Source organism: Paenibacillus sp. 05T425, from assembly GCF_056396205.1.
In genome coordinates, this window is sequence record NZ_JBFTLA010000006.1 from 498,696 (window position 1) to 518,832 (window position 20,137).

A 20,137-nucleotide genomic window follows, 5' to 3' on the forward strand; every position below is an offset into this window, starting at 1 on the left:
CTGCCTGACTGCAGCAGTCAGGCAGGCTTTCCTTATTCATTCATTAATATTAAAATACTTTTGTTGTCCAAGACTCGCAATTCCAAGTTTCCGTCACAACATCCCGATAAAATTCAGGTTCGTGGGAAATAAGCAGAATGCTGCCTTTGAAGGCTTTAAGCGCTCGTTTCAGTTCTTCCTTAGCATCCACGTCCAAATGGTTCGTAGGCTCATCGAGCACGAGCAGATTCGTTTCGCGGTTTATAAGCTTGCATAGGCGAACCTTTGCTTTCTCGCCTCCGCTCAGTACTGCGATCTTGCTCTCAATATGTTTAGTCGTTAGTCCGCATTTAGCAAGCGCCGCACGCACCTCGAATTGCGAGAAGGAAGGGAACTCCTTCCATACCTCTTCGATACAGGTGTTGTAATTCGCTTCCTTCATCTCTTGCTCGAAATAGCCGATGTACTGGTGCTCGCCGCGTTCGACCGTTCCTTCAAGAGCAGGGATTTCGCCTAAGATACTGCGCATAAGCGTCGTCTTACCGATACCGTTCGCACCGACAAGCGCAATCTTCTGTCCGCGTTCCATCCGCAGATCGAGCGGCCTGGAGAGCGGGCTGTCATAACCGATAACGAGACCTTTCGTCTCGAAAATAAGTTTGCCTGATGCTCTCGCGTCTTTGAAGTTGAATTGCGGCTTCGGCTTCTCGGCCGCAAGCTCGATGACTTCCATCTTGTCGAGCTTCTTCTGTCTCGACATCGCCATGTTGCGTGTTGCAACGCTCGCTTTGTTGCGCGCGACGAAATCCTTCAAGTCTGCAATCTCCTGCTGCTGACGCTTATAAGCCGATTCCAGCTGTTGCTTTTTCATTTCATGCACTTGCTGGAAGTGGCTGTAGTCGCCTACATAACGGTTCAGCTCTTGGTTTTCCATATGGTAGATCAGGTTAATAACGCTGTCCAGGAACGGAATATCATGCGAAATAAGAATGAAGGCATTCTCATATTCTTGCAAATAACGCTTCAGCCACTCAATATGCTGTTCGTCCAAGTAGTTGGTAGGCTCATCGAGCAGAAGCACGTCTGGCTTCTCGAGCAGAAGCTTAGCAAGAAGCACCTTCGTGCGTTGACCGCCGCTTAGATCGTTAACGTCCTTGTCGAGGCCGATGTCCGTAAGTCCAAGACCTCGAGCCGTCTCATCGATCTTCGCATCGATCATATAGAAATCCTGATTCGTCAGCGTATCTTGAATCGTGCCGACATCCTCAAGCAACTGCTCAAGTTCTTCCGGCGTTACATCGCCCATTCTCGCGTAGCTGTCGTTCATCTCTTGCTCCAAGTCGAACAAGTATTGGAACGCGCCCTTCAATACATCCCGCATTGTCATGCCTTTGCTTAGTACGGCATGCTGGTCAAGGTAACCGACACGCATCCTTCTCGACCACTCGACCTTGCCGTCATCCGGTTGCAGCTTGCCTGTAATAATGTTCATGAAGGTGGACTTGCCTTCGCCGTTGGCGCCGATCAGCCCGATATGCTCGCCCTTAAGCAAGCGAAACGACACGTTATTGAAGATCGCACGATCCCCAAAGCCGTGGCTTAGTCTTTCTACGTTTAATATGCTCATTGATTAACACCTTTTCTTCAATTATTAGTCTCGTTATATTATAAGCGGAGGACGGGGACAACTCAATGGGAGATCGAACAATTTCCGACAATAGGAAGCATTTTATGCGCTAATAAAAAAGCTGCTCCCTCATAAGGAGCAGCGGATAAGAAATGCTCAACGCACGGCTGCAATCCGATTAATCTCTTCGCTATCGATTATCGCCTTGCCATGGCCATGCTTGGCAACCTTGACCATCGCCCAAGCCAAATTATCCGAGGTCGTGACCGATTTCATACGCTCCATCAATGGATATAACGGCTTCAATATGACGTAGAAAAATTGGTACAGCTTCGTCTTGGACTTTACGCCATGCTTCGGCAATATCGCGCCGGGACGGAACATATACGCACCCTTGAAAGGAATCTTCAGCAAATCATTTTCCGTCTTGCCCTTCACTCTTGCCCACATGCTTCGGCCCTGCTCCGTACTGTCCGTCCCTGTGCCCGTCACATACAGGAATGTCATTTGAGGGTTTAGCTTAACAAGCGTACGCGCTACACTCATCGTAATATCGTAAGTAATGGCCCGATACTTCTCTTCGGACATGCCGGCAGAGGATACGCCAAGGCAGAAGATGCAGGCGTCATAGCCGGTAAGCTGATCCTCGATCGCAGCTAGGTCAAGTAAATCGTTATGTATAATCTCCGTAAGCTTAGGATGCTGCTTCCCCGTCCCGCTTCGCCCAACTGACAGCACGTTTGTTACTTCAGGATCAAGCAAACATTCGCGAAGCGCGCCTTGACCGACCATGCCTGATGCGCCGAATAGGAGTACATTCATTGCCTATCGCTCCTCTCAAATTCCTCCTTTAAGTATTGCGAAACGATCTATTAAAGTCAACTCAACCTACAAAAGCAAAAAAAGTCCTGCCAACCACCGACAGGACTTCACTTTCCTACTGAATCAAATATTTGATTAGCCTTTAACCGATCCAGCGGTCATACCGGCTACGATTTTCTTATTGAAGAAAATAAACAGCAGCAAAGGCGGAATCGTAATAAGCAGTATGTTCGTAAACAACAAATTCCACTGCGACACGAACTGGCTCGTGAAATTGTAGAGTGTGAGCTGAACCGTCGCGTTTTTGGAACCCGGGAAGAAATAAAGCGGATTCGTGAAATCGTTAAAGATAGAGACGGACGACGTAACGATAATCGTTGCTGTGACTGGCTTCAGCAGCGGAAGAATCATTTGGAAGAACAATCGGTATCCACCAGCGCCGTCAATCGTTGCCGCTTCGTCGATCTCGCGGGGAATACCGCTCATAAAACCGCGATAGAGAAGCACGCCGAAAGGAAATCCGAGCGCAACCTCTACAAGCACGATACCGGTCATCGTCTTGAATAGGCCGATCCCGTCAAGTACCCATATAGTTGGCACGATGGCAGGAGGGATAATAAGACCCGCAAGGACGAAGAAGCTAAGCCATGGGGTGAATCTGTCTCTCCGGCGCTGCATGACGAAGCCGGTCATGGCACAGACGACGACCATTATGACGATTGATAGAACCGTCAGCAAGGTGCTGTTGTAGAACGCTCGAACGAGCATATAATCGCGAACCGAAATAACCTCGACAATATTATCCCAGATATGAATGCGGGAAGGCCATGAGAGGTTCATAAGCGACGCTTCCTTCACATCCTTCATTGCATTAACGATGATGAAATAGAACGGCACCCAGAAAATAATGATTGACGCTAGGATTGCGATAATTTCAACGATGAACTTGCGGGAGGATCGAATCATAGGTCAACCTCTTTTCTGTTCAAATATGCCGTGAGTGGATATACGAGTAAGGTTACGAAGATAAATAATATAACGTTGCCCGCTGTCGCTAAACCGTAGAATCCGCCCTGATATTGCTTGTAAATAACCGATGCAAGCACGTCCGTCGTGAATCCCGGTCCGCCCTTCGTCATCGCCCAGATCAGATCGAAAGAACGCAAGCCGCCTATAAAAGCAAGCGTAATGACCGAGTTCGTTGCCGGTCGGCTCAAGGGAACGATAATATTCCAGAACTTATTGAAAGCATTGCCCCCGTCTATTTGCAGCGCCTCGTAATACTCTTCCGGAATCGACATAATGCCTGCAATATAAATAACGGTAGCGAAGCCTACACCCTTCCATACATCAACAAAAGCGACGGACAGCAGCGCCATCCGCGTATCGCCGAGCCAGTCGGGTCCGGCAATTCCGATTGCGCTTAATGCGGAATTGATAAGCCCTTCGGTCGGATGCATCATCATGCTGAAGGCCGTTCCGATCGCGATCGTACTGACCAAGGTCGGGAAAAACACGACCGAGCGAAGATACGCTTTGGACTTGATCTTCGATGTGAGGAACACACCTAGCAGCAGACCTAATACGACTTTAAGAACACAGGTCACAAGTGCGTAAATGAACGTATTTTTGAATCCGATCGTAAGCGATGGCTCTTGAAAGAACGTAATGAAATTATCAAAGCCGATAAACTCGTAATCGAGCAACGACCATCTTGTCATGCTGAAGAAAAAGGACATGAAGGTCGGCAATATAAAGATAATGAAATAAATGATAGCTCCAGGCAGTAGGAAGGTATACGAATAGTTCCTTTTCCATACCTTGTTCATGCTGTCCCCTCCCGATTGTTCGATAAAGTCGGCCCTGATTGAAGATCAGGGCCGACTGTGCCGCTATTCAATTGCCCTTATTTATTACCAGCCTTCAATTCCAAGCTGCTGCGCTTGCTTCTCTACGTCCTTGTCATACAGCTCAGCGCCTTCCTTAGCTGGTCTGAAGCCCGCACCCACCTCGGTCGTGATTTGCGGCAAGCTAGGTCCTTTGAGCGGCGATACGAACTCAAGCGCAGGAGCCGTCTTGTTGTTCTCGAAGTACGGAAGCATATCCTTGACGATTTGCGAAGTATCTTCCGGCATTTTAGCGTCCTTAATCAGATATGGACCGGTCGGTTTCGACACTTTTGCCCATACTTCCATTGCCTCTGCCGAAGCGACGAATTCGACGAATTTCTTCGCTTCTTCCAGATGCTCCGTATTTTTGTAAATATACGCGCCGCCAGGCATCCAAGCCGTCAAGCCGTTATCGTCCGCGTTGTCGCCAGGCTGAGCGAAGAAACCGATATCGTTAAGCGTATCTGGATAGTTTTGTTCAAAGACAGGCACCGCGAAAGTCAGCATCGGATAATGCGCGCCTTTGCCCTCTGCCAGCATTTTCACGCCCGCATCGTAGGTTGTCGCCTTGAAATCCTTGTTCAGATAACCTTTATCGAACACTTCTTGCAGCTTCTCGAAGCCTCTCAAGGCAGCTGGCGTTGTTGCGAATTTGGCTTTATTAGCCGTATACTCCTCAGCGAAAGCCGGCGCTTGCGCTTGTACGTTATAGTAATCGGCGAGAAGAATCAGTTGGCTGGTCCAGTCGTCCTTGTACGTGCCGATGACCGGCGTAATGCCTGCTGCTTTGATCTTCTCGTTGTTTGCCATGAGCTCATCCCATGTTTTCGGAACGGAAAGACCTAGATCCGCATACACCTTTTTGTTGTAAAACCAACCGCCGCCCATTGCCGCTCCTGCAGGCGCGCCGTACACTTTCCCGTCGAAAGCGACCGTCGTCTTGAAAGTATCAAGAACATTAGCCATATACGGCTCGTTCGTGAGGTCCACCATATTTTGTTCCGGATTTAAAGYCTGCATAAGAGATCCGGAGTTATAAAAGAAGACGTCGTTCATATCGCCGGTCGATAGACGAGTTTTGACGAAGTTGTCGCCTTCGCCGCCGCTGGGACGAGTTTCATGCTCGACCGTAATGTTCGGAAATTTCGCCTCGAACGCTTCGATAACTGCTTTGGCCGTATTCACCGCATCCTGCGTATTGTCAGTCAGCAATGAGATCGTCACTTTCTTGTCGGAAGCGCCGTTATCGTTAGTTGCCGGTGCCGACGTTGCATTGTCATTAGCTGCTGGCGCCTGGTTGTCGTTCGTTCCGTTCGAGTTGCTGCCGCAAGCTGCAAGCATGCTTGTCATCAGTACCCCGCAAAAAAGAGTAATCAAGCCTTTTCTTGTATTCGTCATATGCTTAAATCCCCCTGATTCTTCGAAATTAATATGGCAGTTAGGGCCCGGGTACCCTCTGATATGATTATAAACCGGATGTTGTATGCGTTTGCAGTGCTGCATTTCATCGATTGGTGTCTGTTTTTTTTGGATACCAATGAATATGTACATAAAAATAGGGAGTCACGACGGATTCCCTAATTCATCCTTATATTGACCCGGCGTTAACCCTGTATACTTTTTGAATACCTCGGAAAAATGCCGATACGTATGATAGCCGACCTTCTCGCTCGCTTCATTCACCTTCAACCCTTTGGCAAGCAGGATCTTCGCATATTCCATCCGATAGCGGGTCAAAAACTTAATATACGTTTCACCCATCACTTCCTTGAACAGCACGCTCAAATACGTTGCATTCAAGCCGACATGGCCTGCAACCTCCTGAAGAGACAAATCACGCGAAATGTTCAGCTCGATATATGCTCTAGCTTGCTCGACGGCAGCATGCTTCGTTTGTTCTCTCGATTCCATTGTCAAGTCAGCGATCTTCTCGATTTGCTCGCGAAACCATGGAAGCAGCTGTCCGCTGACAGCCATTTCTCGGATTTCAACATGAGGCATGTAACGGCGCTGGAACTCATCCGCCTTAGCGTCCAAGCCCGATTCATGAGCAGCCTGCAGCGTCATATAAATAAGCTTCAGCATCTCCCGCTCTATGATTTCCGGGTCAACCTTCTCGTTTTGGATCCACGCGATAAAATAATCAATTTGCTCCAGCAATCCAGCCTTTTTGCCCGCACGGATGCTAAGTACGATTGCTTCTTCCCGCTCGCTCAGCCCCTTAGGTGTTGTCATCGCCTCGCCGAGCTCCTCGAACCGAACGATCCCTTTCGTCTGCAGTAAGCGAGCCGAACGCAAAGCGCGAACCGCTTCCTTACAGCTTGTTGACGCTTGCTCTAGGTCCGAATACGTATGGCCAATCCCTATCGCAATCGCTTCTTGGTCATTAAGATCAACATCGTAAGCCAGCCACTCCCACCATTCATGAGTAGGGTGCTCATAATGAAATAACGCAAGCCAATGCTCCTGGCCATGCTTGACAGCAACCGCCTCTACCTGATCGTGCTTCGTCCAAACAAACCTTCCGCTATAGGCCAGAACCGTAACGCCTTTAATCCGCTCGACATCCGGTCCAAAGCAGGAGCGCCACTTCGGCATCGATTCTATGCCTGTCAGCAGCAAGTCCAGCGTCGCCTTTTCCAGCAGCTCCTGCTTGCTCTCTTCCCATTTTTGCTTAATCGCCAAGTTTTCCTTCTGCTCTTCCTTTTTTACCAACATTTTACGGATCGCCTTTTCGATACTTTGAATTGTAATAGGCTTATCCAAATAATCGGCAACACCCAGTTCTATAGCTCGCCGAACGTATTCGAATTCATTAAAGCCGCTGAAGACGATGCAGTACGTGTTCGGAGCTTCCTTCATGACCGCCTCGATTAATTGCAGACCGTCCATGCCGGGCATGCGTATATCCGTCAGGATAATGTCAGGCTGCGCCTTTCGGAACAGCTCAAGCGCACCGTAACCATCGCTTGCCGTACCCGCCAGCTCGATGCCGAAGCTGGTCCAATCGATCATCGCTTGCAACCCCTTAAGCACGATATACTCGTCATCGAATACGACCGCTTTAAGCATGTCCAGCGCCTCCTTCTTCCTGGTATTTAAATCGTATTTCAATTTTCGTGCCAGCGTTTGGTTCGCTTGCGATAAGGAATGAGCTCGTTTCCCCGTAGAACAACAGAATACGTTCCTTTACATTGCTAAGTCCGTAGCCTTGCTCGGTCTTTGCCATATCTTCGATACCGACTCCGTCATCCTCCACGGTGAACTGCACGAACTCGCCGTCTCTGCGTCCCTTTAAGCTGATCGTACCTTCGCCAACCTTAGGCTCCAAGCCGTGGTAAATCGCATTCTCGACTAAAGGCTGCAGCAGCAATTTCAAAATTTCGATGCCCATTAGAGCAGGCTCCACATCCTCTATATATTGAAAGCGATTATTATAGCGTATATTTTGAATCGTCATATAGTGCTCGACATGCTTCAATTCTTTGTACAATGGAATCGTTTCCTTGCCTTTGTTCAAGCTGAGCTTGAAGCTTTCCGACAACGAGATGGCCATCTGGGCAACATCATGATTATTCTGTAGCGTCGCCATCCAATAGATCGAATCTAACGTATTGTACAAGAAATGCGGCTTTATCTGAGCTTGGAGAGCGCGAAGCTCGGCATCGCGTTCCTTCAGTTCCGAATGGAGCAGTCTTTCGCTGAGCTCCTCGTTAACAGACGACATTCGCTTGAACGACTCTCCGATCGCGCCGACCTCATCCTCCTCGAATGTTTCGTCGAAATCCCGTGTGCCCGTCGTCCATTTCACCATCATTTTTTTGAGCTGCAATAGCGGCTTCGTAATGCTGCCGGAAATAATGAACGATATGACCAGCGCAATGAATCCGATTACAGAAGCAATGAGCGCCGTCGCCCAGCCAATCTTGTTCGACTCCTTCAACAGATCCTGCATGGCGATTACATGGATGAATATCCATCCCGTCGTCTCATTCTCGTAGTTGACGCTCAAGTAACCCTGATCCTGCAGTCTGCGGTACGTTGCCTCAAGATTGTCATTGGTCTGCTGTTCTATCATTTTAGATTGCTTCGGATAGATCACTTGGACCTTGTCGTCGGACGAATCGATAGCGAGGAATTCACCGCTGTAATGAATGTTTCTCGTAAATATCGTATCGAAGATGGACTTCGATATGTTAATAACGAGCAGCCCGATCGGTTCTCCGTTATTCGTATCAGAGTCGCGAAACAGCTTAACCGTAGAGAACGTATTGGACTTATCCCCCAAGATATTGCTGCTAAAAAAAACGACTCCGCCTTGGCGTTTAAAAGCTTTCTGATACCAGTCGCTCTGTTCGATTTGCTCGTACTTATTCTCACCCTTATAAATACCCGCATCGTCCGATCGGCCTAAGCAATACGCTTCGAACCGAAGGTCGTACAGGCAAATCGAATCGACAAACCTAGAATCGAGGAAGTTGCTGTTTATCATTTTTTGCAATTGATCCATTGTACGATCTTTAATGAGGCTTTGCTCTTCGGCAGTCGGATTTCGACTCGCTCTCAAGTCGTCGCGGATGTCATTGTTCAAGATGACAGATCGATTAAGGTTAATGACATTGCGAAACATTAAGTCTGCTACCTCACTCGATGTGCGAAGATGATCCTGCGTCGTCTGCTTGTTCGTATCCATAAGTGTCTCTTTGGCAATATTGAAGGAAATATATCCGAGAATCGCCAGCGGCGGAACGGATAACAAAATCATGGCGGCGAAGAAACGGCTTCTAATTTTACGAAAGCGAATCTGGACGAACAGATTGTGCAGCCATTGCTTCATCTATATATCCGCCCCCTTGATCGATCATCAGTAAGTATTCATAAATATAACTGCTTCCTTGCACCCTGCACAAGGTCATATGCCAGCCTAATGTCCGCGATCCAAAAAAATCGGACATCCAATCCAAATAAAAAGGACACTGAACATAGATGTCCAGCGTCCCTTCTTTGGTACTTGCTCCTAGCTTTGGCTTTCATTTGCGCTGTCCAACAATACAGCATTGATTGCATTCAAGAAAGCTAACGCGCTCGCTTTAATGATATCGGTATCCATCGCGCGGCCCGAATACGTCTTGCCTGCGTAATCGATTCGGATATTGACTCTTCCGACTGCTTCCATGCCTCTGGATAGACTGTTGATCTTGTAGTCTTTGAGCTGGACATCAAGGCCAACCAATGACTTGATGACGCTATAGAGCGCGTCGATCGGGCCGTCTCCGCCCGAGCTTCCTTGAACCGATTCCGCGCCTTTTCTCAGTGTAACGGACGCTGACGGACTTACGTCGCCGCTGACGACCTGGAACGACTCCAGCTCGAACAGCTGCTTGCTGCTTGCATCGATCGTACGGTGATTCGTCACGAGATAGAACACATCATGGTCGTATACTTCCTTCTTCGCATCGGCCAGCGTCAGAAACTTGGCGAACAACGCTTCGAAGTCTTCCGCATCGCTCGTATCGAAGCCCATTTTCTCGACCGCGTTTTTGAATGCGTGCCTGCCGGATCTTGCCGTCAAGATCAACTCCATGCTGTCGGCTCCGATATCCTCCGGAGACATAATTTCGTACACCTGCTTATCCTTCAGCAGACCGTCCTGATGAATGCCCGACGAGTGAGCGAAGGCATTGTCTCCCGTAATCGCTTTGTTCACCTGCACATCAAGCCCCGTTAACAAAGTAACGAGTCTCGACGATTTGAGCAGCTCCTTCGTATTAATATCCGTGTAGCAGCCGAAATGGTTTTCTCTCACCTTAAGCCCCATCACGACCTCTTCCAAGGAAGCATTGCCTGCCCGCTCGCCAAGACCGTTAATCGTAACTTCGACCTTCTGGGCACCGTTCTTGATTGCGCTCAGCGTATTGGCCGTAGCAAGACCAAGATCGTTATGGCAATGAACGCTAAGAATGACTTGATCGTTAAGATTTTTCAGACGATCGTTGATTCTGCGAATCAGCTCGCCAAACTCTTCAGGTACCGCGTAGCCGACCGTATCCGGCACGTTAATCATCGTCGCTCCCGCTTTGACGACGGCCTCGATCGTGCTCCACAAATATTCGAACTCCGAACGCGAAGCATCCTCGGTCGAATATTGCACCTGCGGCAGCAGCGTCTTCGCGTATTTGACGGCGTCGACGCCCATCTGCAGCACCGCGTCCTTGGAGCGGCTGAACTTCTTCTCCACGTGAATATTGGATGTGCCCAGCACAATGTGGATCAACGGATTTTGCGCCAGTTTTATACTTTCGTAGACGGCGTCGATATCGCCTTTGACTGCTCTCGCAAGCGCTGTAATAGACACGCTGTCGCCAACGCTGCGGGCGATTTGCTGCACGGCTTGGAAATCTCCGAGCGAAGACGCGGGGAAACCCGCTTCGATGATATCAACGTTCAACCGCTTGAGCTGCTGAGCGATCTCGATTTTTTGCTGTATGTTAAGCTTGGCTCCCGGCACTTGTTCTCCGTCGCGCAATGTGGTGTCGAATACAATAATTTTACGGCTCATAGGTATGTCCTCCTTGGACTTTACGTATTGGGATTTTGTTCGGTTATATGTGAAGCGAGGCATGCTGAACCCGGAATTCAACACGCAAAAAAGCCCCGTCTCTATGTATAGAGACGAGGCGTTAGCTCGCGGTACCACTCTAATTCATTTCGTTGCGAAATGATCTTCTTCGATGGCTGTCACCATCTATCCCTGTAACGGTGGAATTCCGGCATACCCTACATATCAGGCAGCTGTTCATAGACGAGTTCGAAATGAACGACGTTACCGCTTCGCACCACCCAGCGGCTCTCTGAAAGGTCATAACATTTCTACTATTTCTAATCGTAACATTTGTGGATGAAATTATTTGAATTATATGCCACTGCTCAGCCGTTTGTCAACAACCTTGAACACGAATCTAATTAATGGCGGAACGACAAAGAAAATAAACAGCATGCGGAAAAGCTGATACCCGGCTACCATCGACAGATCGGCATTGATGGCATGGGCGATAATGCCCATCTGATCCATGCCTCCAGGAGCGAGGCTCAGCATAGCGGTCGCTTCGGATACCGATTGAAGCTTTGAGAGCAGGACGCTGAGACCAAGTGCACAGAGAAGCATGAGCAGCCCGCTGGCAATAGCCAAAAGCAGCGTTCTCACTTTATGCTCCAATTGCTGCGGCTTAAGCAACATTCCTACATAGACTCCAATCATTAGCTGGGCGGCATTAACGAACAAGGACGGAAGTTCCGGTCCATGAACGCCTGCGAACTGCAGGGCTGCCGTTCCGATCGCCGGACCGAGTAAATACGCGGTCGGAAATTTGATTTTGTCACCTATCCATGCGCACGCTACACCTACTACCGCGAACAATATAAGATTAGGAAACAAGCCGCTCCATAATGCAGCCGATGAAGTGGACGCTTCAACAACAGCAGTAACAGTAGTTTCTGCAGTTGTAGATGATCCGGCGTCATAATGACTAATCATTGGACTATAGGCGAGCAGCGGGATGCAGATAACGATCACCATCAACCGTATAACCTGAGTCACCGTAACCATTGTAAGATTCGTGCCCTTCGTCTCTTCTGCCAGCAATATCACTTGAGAGAGTCCGCCCGGCACGCTTCCTAACAACGCCGATTTGTAATCCGAATGAGACAGCTTGGAAATAATAAGTGCGATGAAAGCGCAAAATAGTAGCAATAACGCCGTCATTAACAGCATGGTAGGAAGCTGCAGCGACATCTCGCGCAGTGCTGAACCGGTCAGCGATAATCCAATCGTATATCCGACCGTGATCATAGCCGCTTGCCGCAGTTGTCCCGGCCACACAAGCTTTGCTTTCGTCGTATTACATACGATTAAGGTAGCGATCATAGGACCTAACAGCCAAGGTATTGGTACATGAAGCAGCTTGAAAAGAATTCCCCCTGCTAGAGCAGCGCCAAGTGTGACCATAAAACGGCCGAAGCGGCTATTCTTTCTCTTTATCCAAATCATATGTAAGACTCCTCATCATCCTAACATTCACTGTGAAAAACATGCTCAATTCAATCTATAAAAACCAACTAATCCAGCAAATGATTCTASCACACATTACTTTTCAAGTGCAAACACCTACTACTCACTGCTCCAGGGCGCCTCCACAATTCAATCACGTCCAATCTCCAGCTGGTCTCTCCTCCTCGTCATTCTCGACCGTACGACCCTATCCCTCAAAAAAACGCTTTAGACACATCTCCCTTCTGCTCAGGAAACAAGATCCTTCAATTTGACGCCTTCACCCTCCAGTTCAATAAAAAAGTTCGTTCACACCTCAGAGTCCGAACCCCCCCATCCCATTTATCGTGGCGCTTCCTCCTCCTCCTTGACTTAAGAACCTATCCCTCAAAAAAACGCTTTAGACAGGCCTCCCATCTGCTCAGGAAATTACTTTTTACTCTGTTTCTCCTGCAACTAGCAGCCAGCAGTATGCGATTTTCATACGACTTGTTACTACTACTCCATTTCGGATTATAGAAATTTTGAGCATCCAAACATTGTTATTTCGTGAAAGCTATGTTAAAATTAAATAAGAACATATGTTCTTATAATTTGGTGGAGGCGATTAATGATGGAAGATGAATTAGTCTTATTTCAACGACAATATTCGGATGAAGCAGCTTGTATTGAACTGTTGCATCKGCTTAAGTGGCCGGCCGGCTTTCGGTGTCCTCGTTGCGATCACAACTCCGCTTACACGATTAATACTCGCCGATTGCCCTTGTACGAATGCTCCGGATGCAAGCATCAAACCTCGCTTACTTCAGGTACAGTTATGGATAAGAGCAAGACTCCGCTTAACAAATGGCTTTGTACGATGTATTTAGTTGCTGCATGCAAGAAGAGGATGAATGCTGTTACGCTCGCCGAGCTTATATCGGTATCGTACAAGACAGCTTGGTCCATGCTGGGCAAAATCAGACGTGCTATTTCTGACATGGATTGTACGATACTTCTGTCTGGCAAAGTAGAAGTCAAACCAGCCATCTACAGTCTTAAACTTTACCAAACAGTGGAGAAGCAGCAAGCCGAACGCGCCGTCATAGTAGCTCGTTCGACGAGCCACGCTGATGTTCCCTATTACAAAATAAAGTTCACTTCCCGCAAACAAGAGCCGCGAAAACTGCTTACCCAAGAAGCCGAAGAAGAGTTTCTGGCTGCTCATGTCAACGAGAACGTCAACAATCTAGTAATCCATCGTCGTCCTGCTTTTGGGCTGGTAGATCAATCACCATTGAAACAGTTCGCAAAAGCAGCTTTCAATTGGATAAATGTTTCCTTCTACGGCCTTCCTTCCTCCTCTGCACAGCCATATTTGGATGAATTCTGTTTCCGCCAAAACACGAAGCATATGTCTCCCTTGCATGCCATGGAAACCCTCCTCAACATATGTCTTAAACAAGATCAGGCTATGTCTCAACAACAAAATAACCACTATCAACAAGCTGTATAGCCTACTAAAGAGTAGATCGCTGTCTCGTTAAAATACCTACTAAATAAAACAAAAATGATTTGCATCTTATTCCCCTGTTCTTATGAGAAGCCTTTCCTGAGCTGCGGGGAATCTTAGCTGAGGATAACTTTAGTTTTGGGAAGTGGACCTACTGAAAAAAACAGGGAATCAAAGTTGTGTTTGCGACTTAATGTTCGCCTATCTATGTATTCCTCAGCTATCGCGATGAGTGTTTCCTGAGCTGTTGGGAGTGTTAGCTAAAGCGATTTTTAGAGAAGGGACATACACAGAAATAATATAGTTTTGTTCGCATTCGCAGCGATTGAAGATTTATTGATCGAACTAACTATGCATTCCTCCAATTGCCGTTTCAGCTTCGTTACTTCTACTAACAGACAGGGTCGGAAGATAGCAAAAAAAAGCCAAACGGCAGTTGATGCCAATTGGCCTTAAGATACAACCTCTAAAATTAGATGTTTACTTTCTGCTTCGCATAACGGTTTTCAGGGATTGGCAGCCCGAGATTGCCGCGCAGCGTATCCGACTCGTATTCGGTACGATAGATGCCGCGTTCTTGCAAAATAGGAACGACCAGCTCGACGAAGTCGTTCAGCCCGGTAGGGATAGAGGAGTGAATAATGAAGCCGTCTGCCGCTTCTTCCTCATGCCATTGCTGAATAAGGTCAGCAATCTTCTCAGGCGTACCAATGAACTGGCCGCGCGGAGTAGCCGATTGCAGCGCAACTTGACGAAGCGTCAGATTATGAGCTTTGGCGTTCTGCTTAATCTTATCCGTGCCGCTGCGGAAGCTATTGCTGCCGAGATCGCCGAGATCCGGGAATGGCTCGTCAAGCGGATACTGTGAGAAGTCGTGGTGCTCGAAGAAACGGCCTAGGTAGTTCAGCGCGTTCTCGATCGAGACAAGCTCGGCGAGCTCCTGATACTTGCGCTCCGCTTCCTCTTCTGTCCGGCCGATAATCGGACCAATACCAGGGAAGATCGCGATGTCGTCGACCGATCGACCTTCGGCAACGGTACGTTCCTTCACTTCTTTGTAGAAAGCTTTTGCTTCCTCAATATTCTCATGGCCAGTGAAGACAGCGTCCGCCGCTTTGCCTGCCAGCCGCTTGCCGCTCTCCGACGAGCCCGCTTGGAAGATGACGGGATGTCCTTGCTTGGAACGTGCAATATTAAGCGGCCCTTGGACCGAGAAATATTCGCCTTTATGGTCGAGACGGTGCATCTTCGATGGATCGAAGAATACGCCCGCTTCCTTATCCCTTACGAAAGCGTCGTCCTCCCACGAATCCCATAACCCGCGAGTTACTTCGAGAAACTCCTCGGCAATTTTGTAACGCTCATCATGCGTCGGATGCTCTTTCTTGCTGTAATTGTTCGCCGAGCCCTCAAGCGGCGAAGTAACGACGTTCCAGCCTGCGCGACCTCCGCTAATATGATCGAGCGAGCCGAATTGTCTAGCGACCGTGAACGGCTCGGCATAGGAGCTCGACAACGTACCGACTAGCCCGATCTTGGATGTAATCGCGGCTAATGCTGATAAGATCGTAATCGGTTCGAACCGGTTCAAGAAGTGAGGAATCGATTTCTCGTTAATATAAAGTCCATCGGCAATAAATACGAGATCGAATTTACCGGCTTCTGCCGTTTGTGCTTGCCGTTTGTAGAAATCGAGATTAACGCTCGCATCGGCAGGCACTTCAGGATGTCTCCAAGCCGATATATTGCCTCCTACACCATGAATAATTGCACCAAACTTGATCGATTTACGCTTCTTCGCCATTGCAGTCAACCTCCTATATGATTCATTTTTGCATGAAATTGCTGACTGATTGTCAAGCTTGTAACAACGCTGTCTCCTTCAATTGCAGTCGGTAACTCTTCACAAGCGTTGCACCGTTCACGATATCTTTGTCGAACGCTCGCTCGAAACCAAGACGCTCATACAAGCGGACGGCCGAATCCATCATATCGGAAGTATGGAGATGCAGCGTTTCGGCTCCCCACTCGAGMGCCAATCTAGCGCTGCCGCGGATAAGTTCGGTAGCCACGCCATGGCCGCGCGCCTTGCGCGATACAGCAAGCAAACGAATGATCGGAGATTGAATATCCAGCTCGGGATTGCCGTAAGCAAGCTCCGAGGAATCAAACAGGAACACACTGCCAACAACCTCTCCATCCAGCTCTGCTACCAATCTTGCTTTTGTCGTACCGGCATCGATGGCTTCCAATATATTTGACTTATATTGCTCCCAATATGGCGAAGGCAGCACCGATTCATACTGACCGTAAGCGTCTAACAGCACCTCTTCGATCGCTGCGCGATCGGTTTTTTCCGCATGACGGATGTTAATAGATTGCTGACTCATACTGCCACCTGCCCTCTTATATGATGTTGCGTGCAGCCGACTCAGCCGCCTTAATTCTTCGAATTTGCCCTAAATGTCCATTAACGTGAGTAACGAATGCCTTAACAATCGTCGATAACGATACGCTTTCGCCTTTGAAATTAACGGCCGTGCGATCCCAATCTGACGCAGGTATTCGTTTGAACAACAAGCTATTGTAATAAACGAAGGCATGAGCTGCCGCCACGATATGTTGCACATCCTCTTCATTCGCAAGCTGACCGCTCACCCAAGCATCTTGATTGAAGGCAGGAAGCTTCGCTTCCGATCCAGATAGCAGCTCGCGTATACGGAAGGAGACGACGATGCTGTGATCCACAAGATGGGTAAGCACCTCCGTCACACTCCATGATTCCGGAGCCGCTTTCCACTTGAGCTGCTCCTCCGTTAATCCCTTAATTTCTTGTTCGATTTCATCATAGGCGTTCAAATAAGCTTTCACATTTTCAGTTATCTGGCTCATGCAAGCTCCCCCTCGTCGTTACGAACGTTTCTAATTTACTCAATGCGATTTGAAGCGGCCGATCTTGAACTTAGTCAGATCATAGCCGGTATCTACGCCTTCAATCTGATTGGCAAGCACTTCGCCTATCACGCTTGCGAATTTGAAGCCATGCCCGGAGAAGCCTCCAGCCAGCCTCACATTCGGATACTCGGGATGAGCATCGATTATAAAATCTTCATCCGGCGTCATCTCGTATTTGCACACGACGCCCCGAAGCAGCTTTCCGGCCGCGCCTGGCATAAAGGATTCGAGTGCTCTTCGCAGATCGGCTTCATCCTCGGGGTATGTCCCGAAAGGTGCGATTGTCTCTCCCGGCTTCCATTCGTAGCCTCCATCATGACGACCGATCTTCACTCCGGCACCGTCAATGCTCGGAAATCCATAATAGCCGCCCGATGCGCCGCCCCATGTAAAACCAGGAAAAATGCCGGCATCGAAGTTTCCGCTGCTCGTCTCGAACCAGCCTACTACTTTGCGAACGGCCTTCACTGGAACAACCTCGTATGAAAATAACCGGTTGAACGCTGCACCCGCAGCGACAATGACCTGCTCTGCGGTATAAAAGCGATCTTTCGTATACACCGTCACACCTGACTGCTGCGGGACGATCTTCGTCACGATGGTGTTCGTAACAAGCTCCGCTCCTGCAGCGATAGCTAACTGCTTGTATGCAGCCACGCATCGCTCGCTATACAGGTAACCCGCATTCGGCTCATATAAGCCGCGGAAGCGGTCTTGTACTTGTACGCCTCGGAAATTTTGATTGATTTCATCTGCTTCCAGCAACTCGGTTACAACGCCATTCGCCTGTGCATCGTCAAGACGGCCTGCGTAATCGTAATAGCTAATATCGGCCATGTTCAGAACGCCTGACCGCTCCAGCAACTTCTTCCCGGTTAACTGCTCCAGTTCCAGCCATCGCTCATCCGCGCGCAGAGCAAGCTTCACATATACGTCTCCGCCATGATAAGCATGCCTGATGAGGCGCGGCTCGCCATGGTGGCTGCCTTCCTGATGAGGCGGATCGAAGGCATCTAACATCAGCGTCTTGTGCCCTCGCGAAGCAAGCTCGTAACCTGCGCTCATCCCTGCCGAACCGGCTCCAATGATGATGACGTCATACGCATTAGACATAGTCTATCCTCCTTGACGGGACTGTGCCGACAGCTTGTGAAGAGCTTCATCCGCAAGCGCTGCAAAGAACGAAGCCGCTACTGGCAGCGCAGACTCATCAAGATCGAAGGCCGGATGATGCCATTCCTGCGGACCGTCCGTTCCGAGGAAGACGAACAAACCTTCCGTCTCCTTCAAGTAGAAAGCGAAATCTTCGCCTGCTGGTGAAGGGGTTGGCGCTATGACCTTATACCCTAGCTTCTCGGCAATCGGAATCGCAGCTTCCGCCCATTTCTGATCATTGCGTACAGCTGGCGGACCCTCGATCCATTTCACTGCTGCTTTCGTGGCGAAAGCTGCCGCCACGCCATGCACAACCTGCTCGAACCGCTCTCGCACCACACTTCGCACTTCATCGCCGAACGTCCGCAGCGTGCCGTCGAAGACCGCTTTGTCCGAGATGATGTTCCACGCCGTTCCGGCGTTAAGTCTCGTCACGCTGATGACCGCGCTATCCAGCGCGCTAACGTTGCGGCTGACGATCGACTGCAGCGCTGTTATCATATGCGCTGCCGTTACGATAGGGTCAAGCCCTGCTTCCGGTACGGCGGCATGACTGCCTCGACCTTCCACCTCAACAACGAAGCCGTCCGCTGCCGCCATGAGCGGTCCGCCCTTAATCCCGATCGTACCTACCGGCAAGTCCGGCTTGTTGTGCAAGCCGAATACCGCATCGACGCCGGCTAGCGCACCGGCCCGAATCAGTTGCTGCGCGCCCTTCGCTTTCTCCTCCGCGGGCTGGAACAAGAACCGCACCGTTCCGGCAAGTTCCGCCTCCCGCTCCTTTAGCAGCAAAGCTGTTCCAATAATGGATGCCGTATGAAAGTCATGCCCGCATGCGTGCATCTTACCCGGTACCTTCGAGGCGAACGGCAATCCCGTCTCCTCCTGTATGGGCAAAGCGTCGATATCGGCTCTTACGGCGACAATCGGTCCGCCATCGCCGCGCGTACCACCAACCTCGGCAATTACGCCCGTCTTCAACCCATAATCGATGACGCGTATGCTTGCTTCCTCCAACCAGCGCTTAATCGATGCTGTCGTCTCAAACTCTTCATGCGACAACTCCGGCTGCTCATGCAGCTGTCTGCGGATTGCGGTTAATCGAACCTGCAATGTTTCCGCAACCAACTGCTCGCGGCTCATACAAGCTCTCCTTGGAATGCTTCCTTAAGCAGCTCGAAGGAACGAACTCTCTTCGCGAAGTCAGGAATTATCGTTGTGAAAATAAACTCATCTACGCCATATTGCTCCTTAATTTCGAGCAGCCGCTTGCGGACCGTTTCCTTCGTCCCTCTCGTAATGTCGGCCTCCCGCTCCTCGACCGTATAAGTCTCGCCCGCTTGTCTCGCGAACTCCTCCGCTTGCGCCAATGAGCCGACGTTTACCGTTTTGCCGCTGGCGAGCGTCACCCTTACGCTCTTCATCTGTCCTGCTATTGCATTCGCTTCTTCCTCCGAATCCGAAGCAATGACAGAAAGCGCCAGTATCGCTTTCGGCGTCCTGCCATGCTCCGTATTGAAGCTGCTGCGATAAAGGTCGAGCGCTTGACTTGCCAATGCCGGATCGTTGTTAATGAAGAGTGCGAAGGCATATGGATAACCGCGTTCGGCAGCGAGCTTCGCGCTTGATAAACTCGTTCCAAGCAAGAAGACGTCGGCAGGCTGTACAGGGAGCGGGCTCGCTTCAAGACCCGCGAGCGGGTGATCTTCACCTGTCTTGCCATGAAGGAAACCCTCCAGCTCCGTCAGCTTCTCATCCAGCGTCGCAGGTTCGGCGATCCCTTTCTGCAGCGCCTTCGTCGACCGGGGAAGACCTCCGGGAGCGCGGCCGATGCCGAGTTCTACCCGGCCTGGCGCGAGCGATGCGAGCACGTTAAAGTTTTCCGCTACCTTGTACGGGCTGTAATGCTGCAGCATGACGCCGCCTGATCCGATCCGAATCGAGCTCGTGTTCGCAAGCAAGAAAGCAATGAGAACTTCCGGCGACGAACCCGCCGTCACCGGCGAATCGTGATGCTCCGCAACCCAAAACCTCTCATAACCTAGCGCCTCCGCCTGCTGCGCCAACTTTACCGTATTGCCAAGTGCCTCCGCAGCCGTCTGGCCCGGAAAAACAATGCTTTGATCCAATATGCCAAATGTAAGTGTCATCTTGACTCTCTCCTCTGTTCG

The 20,137-nt window shown here is 49.6% G+C and carries 16 protein-coding genes and 1 other annotated feature; of the genes, 1 reads left to right on the plus strand and 15 read right to left on the minus strand.

Features of this window, described 5'->3' with window-relative positions:
• Positions 1-49: 49 nt before the first annotated feature.
• From AC1DF0_RS16390 to AC1DF0_RS16430, 9 genes are all read right to left on the minus strand, one after another.
• A complete protein-coding gene (locus AC1DF0_RS16390; protein ID WP_442049300.1) occupies positions 50-1,606 on the minus strand; it encodes an ABC-F family ATP-binding cassette domain-containing protein in 1,557 nt (518 codons plus the stop codon).
• Between the two features lie 156 nt (positions 1,607-1,762).
• A complete protein-coding gene (locus tag AC1DF0_RS16395) occupies positions 1,763-2,428 on the minus strand; it encodes an NAD-dependent epimerase/dehydratase family protein (protein ID WP_477574633.1) in 666 nt (221 codons plus the stop codon).
• 135 nt (positions 2,429-2,563) lie between these two features.
• Positions 2,564-3,394: a carbohydrate ABC transporter permease gene (locus AC1DF0_RS16400; protein ID WP_477574634.1), complete on the minus strand. Its 831-nt coding sequence runs from the start codon at positions 3,392-3,394 to the stop codon at positions 2,564-2,566.
• Entirely contained in the window at positions 3,391-4,257 is an 867-nt protein-coding gene (locus tag AC1DF0_RS16405; RefSeq protein ID WP_442049303.1) for a carbohydrate ABC transporter permease, read from the minus strand. Before AC1DF0_RS16405 ends, AC1DF0_RS16400 begins: the two co-directional genes overlap by 4 nt.
• A gap of 84 nt (positions 4,258-4,341) precedes the next feature.
• Positions 4,342-5,715 (minus strand): ABC transporter substrate-binding protein, encoded by a 1,374-nt coding sequence (locus AC1DF0_RS16410; protein WP_477574635.1) that lies wholly within the window; start codon positions 5,713-5,715, stop codon positions 4,342-4,344.
• Positions 5,716-5,880: 165 nt separating this feature from the next.
• Positions 5,881-7,389: a response regulator transcription factor gene (locus AC1DF0_RS16415; RefSeq protein WP_477574636.1), complete on the minus strand. Its 1,509-nt coding sequence runs from the start codon at positions 7,387-7,389 to the stop codon at positions 5,881-5,883.
• Positions 7,382-9,154: a cache domain-containing sensor histidine kinase gene (locus AC1DF0_RS16420; protein ID WP_477574637.1), complete on the minus strand. Its 1,773-nt coding sequence runs from the start codon at positions 9,152-9,154 to the stop codon at positions 7,382-7,384. Before AC1DF0_RS16420 ends, AC1DF0_RS16415 begins: the two co-directional genes overlap by 8 nt.
• Before the next feature lie 180 nt (positions 9,155-9,334).
• Positions 9,335-10,876, minus strand: a complete 1,542-nt coding sequence (locus tag AC1DF0_RS16425; RefSeq protein ID WP_442049307.1) for a 2-isopropylmalate synthase — start codon at positions 10,874-10,876, stop codon at positions 9,335-9,337.
• Positions 10,877-10,982: 106 nt separating this feature from the next.
• Positions 10,983-11,213: a binding site (T-box leader), on the minus strand.
• Positions 11,214-11,230: 17 nt separating this feature from the next.
• Positions 11,231-12,364 carry an AbrB family transcriptional regulator gene (locus AC1DF0_RS16430; RefSeq protein WP_477574638.1) on the minus strand — a complete coding sequence of 378 codons (1,134 nt, stop codon included), beginning with the start codon at positions 12,362-12,364 and terminating at the stop codon, positions 11,231-11,233.
• Positions 12,365-12,974: 610 nt separating this feature from the next.
• Between AC1DF0_RS16430 and AC1DF0_RS16435 the strand changes: the two genes are divergently transcribed.
• Positions 12,975-13,859 (plus strand): IS1595 family transposase, encoded by an 885-nt coding sequence (locus AC1DF0_RS16435; RefSeq protein WP_477574639.1) that lies wholly within the window; start codon positions 12,975-12,977, stop codon positions 13,857-13,859.
• A gap of 469 nt (positions 13,860-14,328) precedes the next feature.
• Here AC1DF0_RS16435 and AC1DF0_RS16440 read toward each other — a convergent pair whose 3' ends face one another.
• From AC1DF0_RS16440 to AC1DF0_RS16465, 6 genes are read right to left on the minus strand one after another with little or no spacing between them, the layout of a single operon-like run.
• Positions 14,329-15,660, minus strand: coding sequence for an LLM class flavin-dependent oxidoreductase (locus AC1DF0_RS16440; protein ID WP_477574640.1), 1,332 nt, complete (start codon positions 15,658-15,660; stop codon positions 14,329-14,331).
• 52 nt (positions 15,661-15,712) lie between these two features.
• A complete protein-coding gene (locus AC1DF0_RS16445) occupies positions 15,713-16,246 on the minus strand; it encodes a GNAT family N-acetyltransferase (RefSeq protein ID WP_477574641.1) in 534 nt (177 codons plus the stop codon).
• A 16-nt stretch (positions 16,247-16,262) separates the two neighbouring features.
• Entirely contained in the window at positions 16,263-16,748 is a 486-nt protein-coding gene (locus AC1DF0_RS16450; protein ID WP_477574642.1) for a DinB family protein, read from the minus strand.
• Between the two features lie 39 nt (positions 16,749-16,787).
• Complete coding sequence (gene solA, locus AC1DF0_RS16455) at positions 16,788-17,924, minus strand: N-methyl-L-tryptophan oxidase (protein WP_477574643.1); 1,137 nt, start codon at positions 17,922-17,924, stop codon at positions 16,788-16,790.
• 3 nt (positions 17,925-17,927) lie between these two features.
• Entirely contained in the window at positions 17,928-19,109 is a 1,182-nt protein-coding gene (locus tag AC1DF0_RS16460) for an amidohydrolase (RefSeq protein ID WP_477574644.1), read from the minus strand.
• On the minus strand, positions 19,106-20,116 hold the full coding sequence (locus tag AC1DF0_RS16465; protein WP_477574645.1) for an LLM class flavin-dependent oxidoreductase: 1,011 nt from the start codon (positions 20,114-20,116) through the stop codon (positions 19,106-19,108). The genes AC1DF0_RS16460 and AC1DF0_RS16465 overlap by 4 nt, the downstream gene beginning before the upstream one ends.
• Positions 20,117-20,137 lie beyond the last annotated feature (21 nt).

Excerpts from the sequence above, each read along its gene's own strand:
- solA (WP_477574643.1), bottom strand. The coding sequence starts at position 17,924 with ATGTCTAATGCGTATGACGTCATCATCATTGGAGCCGGTTCGGCAGGG.
- AC1DF0_RS16420 (WP_477574637.1), bottom strand. The coding sequence starts at position 9,154 with ATGAAGCAATGGCTGCACAATCTGTTCGTCCAGATTCGCTTTCGTAAA.
- AC1DF0_RS16440 (WP_477574640.1), bottom strand. The coding sequence starts at position 15,660 with ATGGCGAAGAAGCGTAAATCGATCAAGTTTGGTGCAATTATTCATGGT.
- AC1DF0_RS16465 (WP_477574645.1), bottom strand. The coding sequence starts at position 20,116 with ATGACACTTACATTTGGCATATTGGATCAAAGCATTGTTTTTCCGGGC.
- AC1DF0_RS16400 (WP_477574634.1), bottom strand. The coding sequence starts at position 3,394 with ATGATTCGATCCTCCCGCAAGTTCATCGTTGAAATTATCGCAATCCTA.
- AC1DF0_RS16395 (WP_477574633.1), bottom strand. The coding sequence starts at position 2,428 with ATGAATGTACTCCTATTCGGCGCATCAGGCATGGTCGGTCAAGGCGCG.
- AC1DF0_RS16460 (WP_477574644.1), bottom strand. The coding sequence starts at position 19,109 with ATGAGCCGCGAGCAGTTGGTTGCGGAAACATTGCAGGTTCGATTAACC.
- AC1DF0_RS16450 (WP_477574642.1), bottom strand. The coding sequence starts at position 16,748 with ATGAGCCAGATAACTGAAAATGTGAAAGCTTATTTGAACGCCTATGAT.
- AC1DF0_RS16405 (WP_442049303.1), bottom strand. The coding sequence starts at position 4,257 with ATGAACAAGGTATGGAAAAGGAACTATTCGTATACCTTCCTACTGCCT.
- AC1DF0_RS16430 (WP_477574638.1), bottom strand. The coding sequence starts at position 12,364 with ATGATTTGGATAAAGAGAAAGAATAGCCGCTTCGGCCGTTTTATGGTC.
- AC1DF0_RS16415 (WP_477574636.1), bottom strand. The coding sequence starts at position 7,389 with ATGCTTAAAGCGGTCGTATTCGATGACGAGTATATCGTGCTTAAGGGG.
- AC1DF0_RS16425 (WP_442049307.1), bottom strand. The coding sequence starts at position 10,876 with ATGAGCCGTAAAATTATTGTATTCGACACCACATTGCGCGACGGAGAA.
- AC1DF0_RS16390 (WP_442049300.1), bottom strand. The coding sequence starts at position 1,606 with ATGAGCATATTAAACGTAGAAAGACTAAGCCACGGCTTTGGGGATCGT.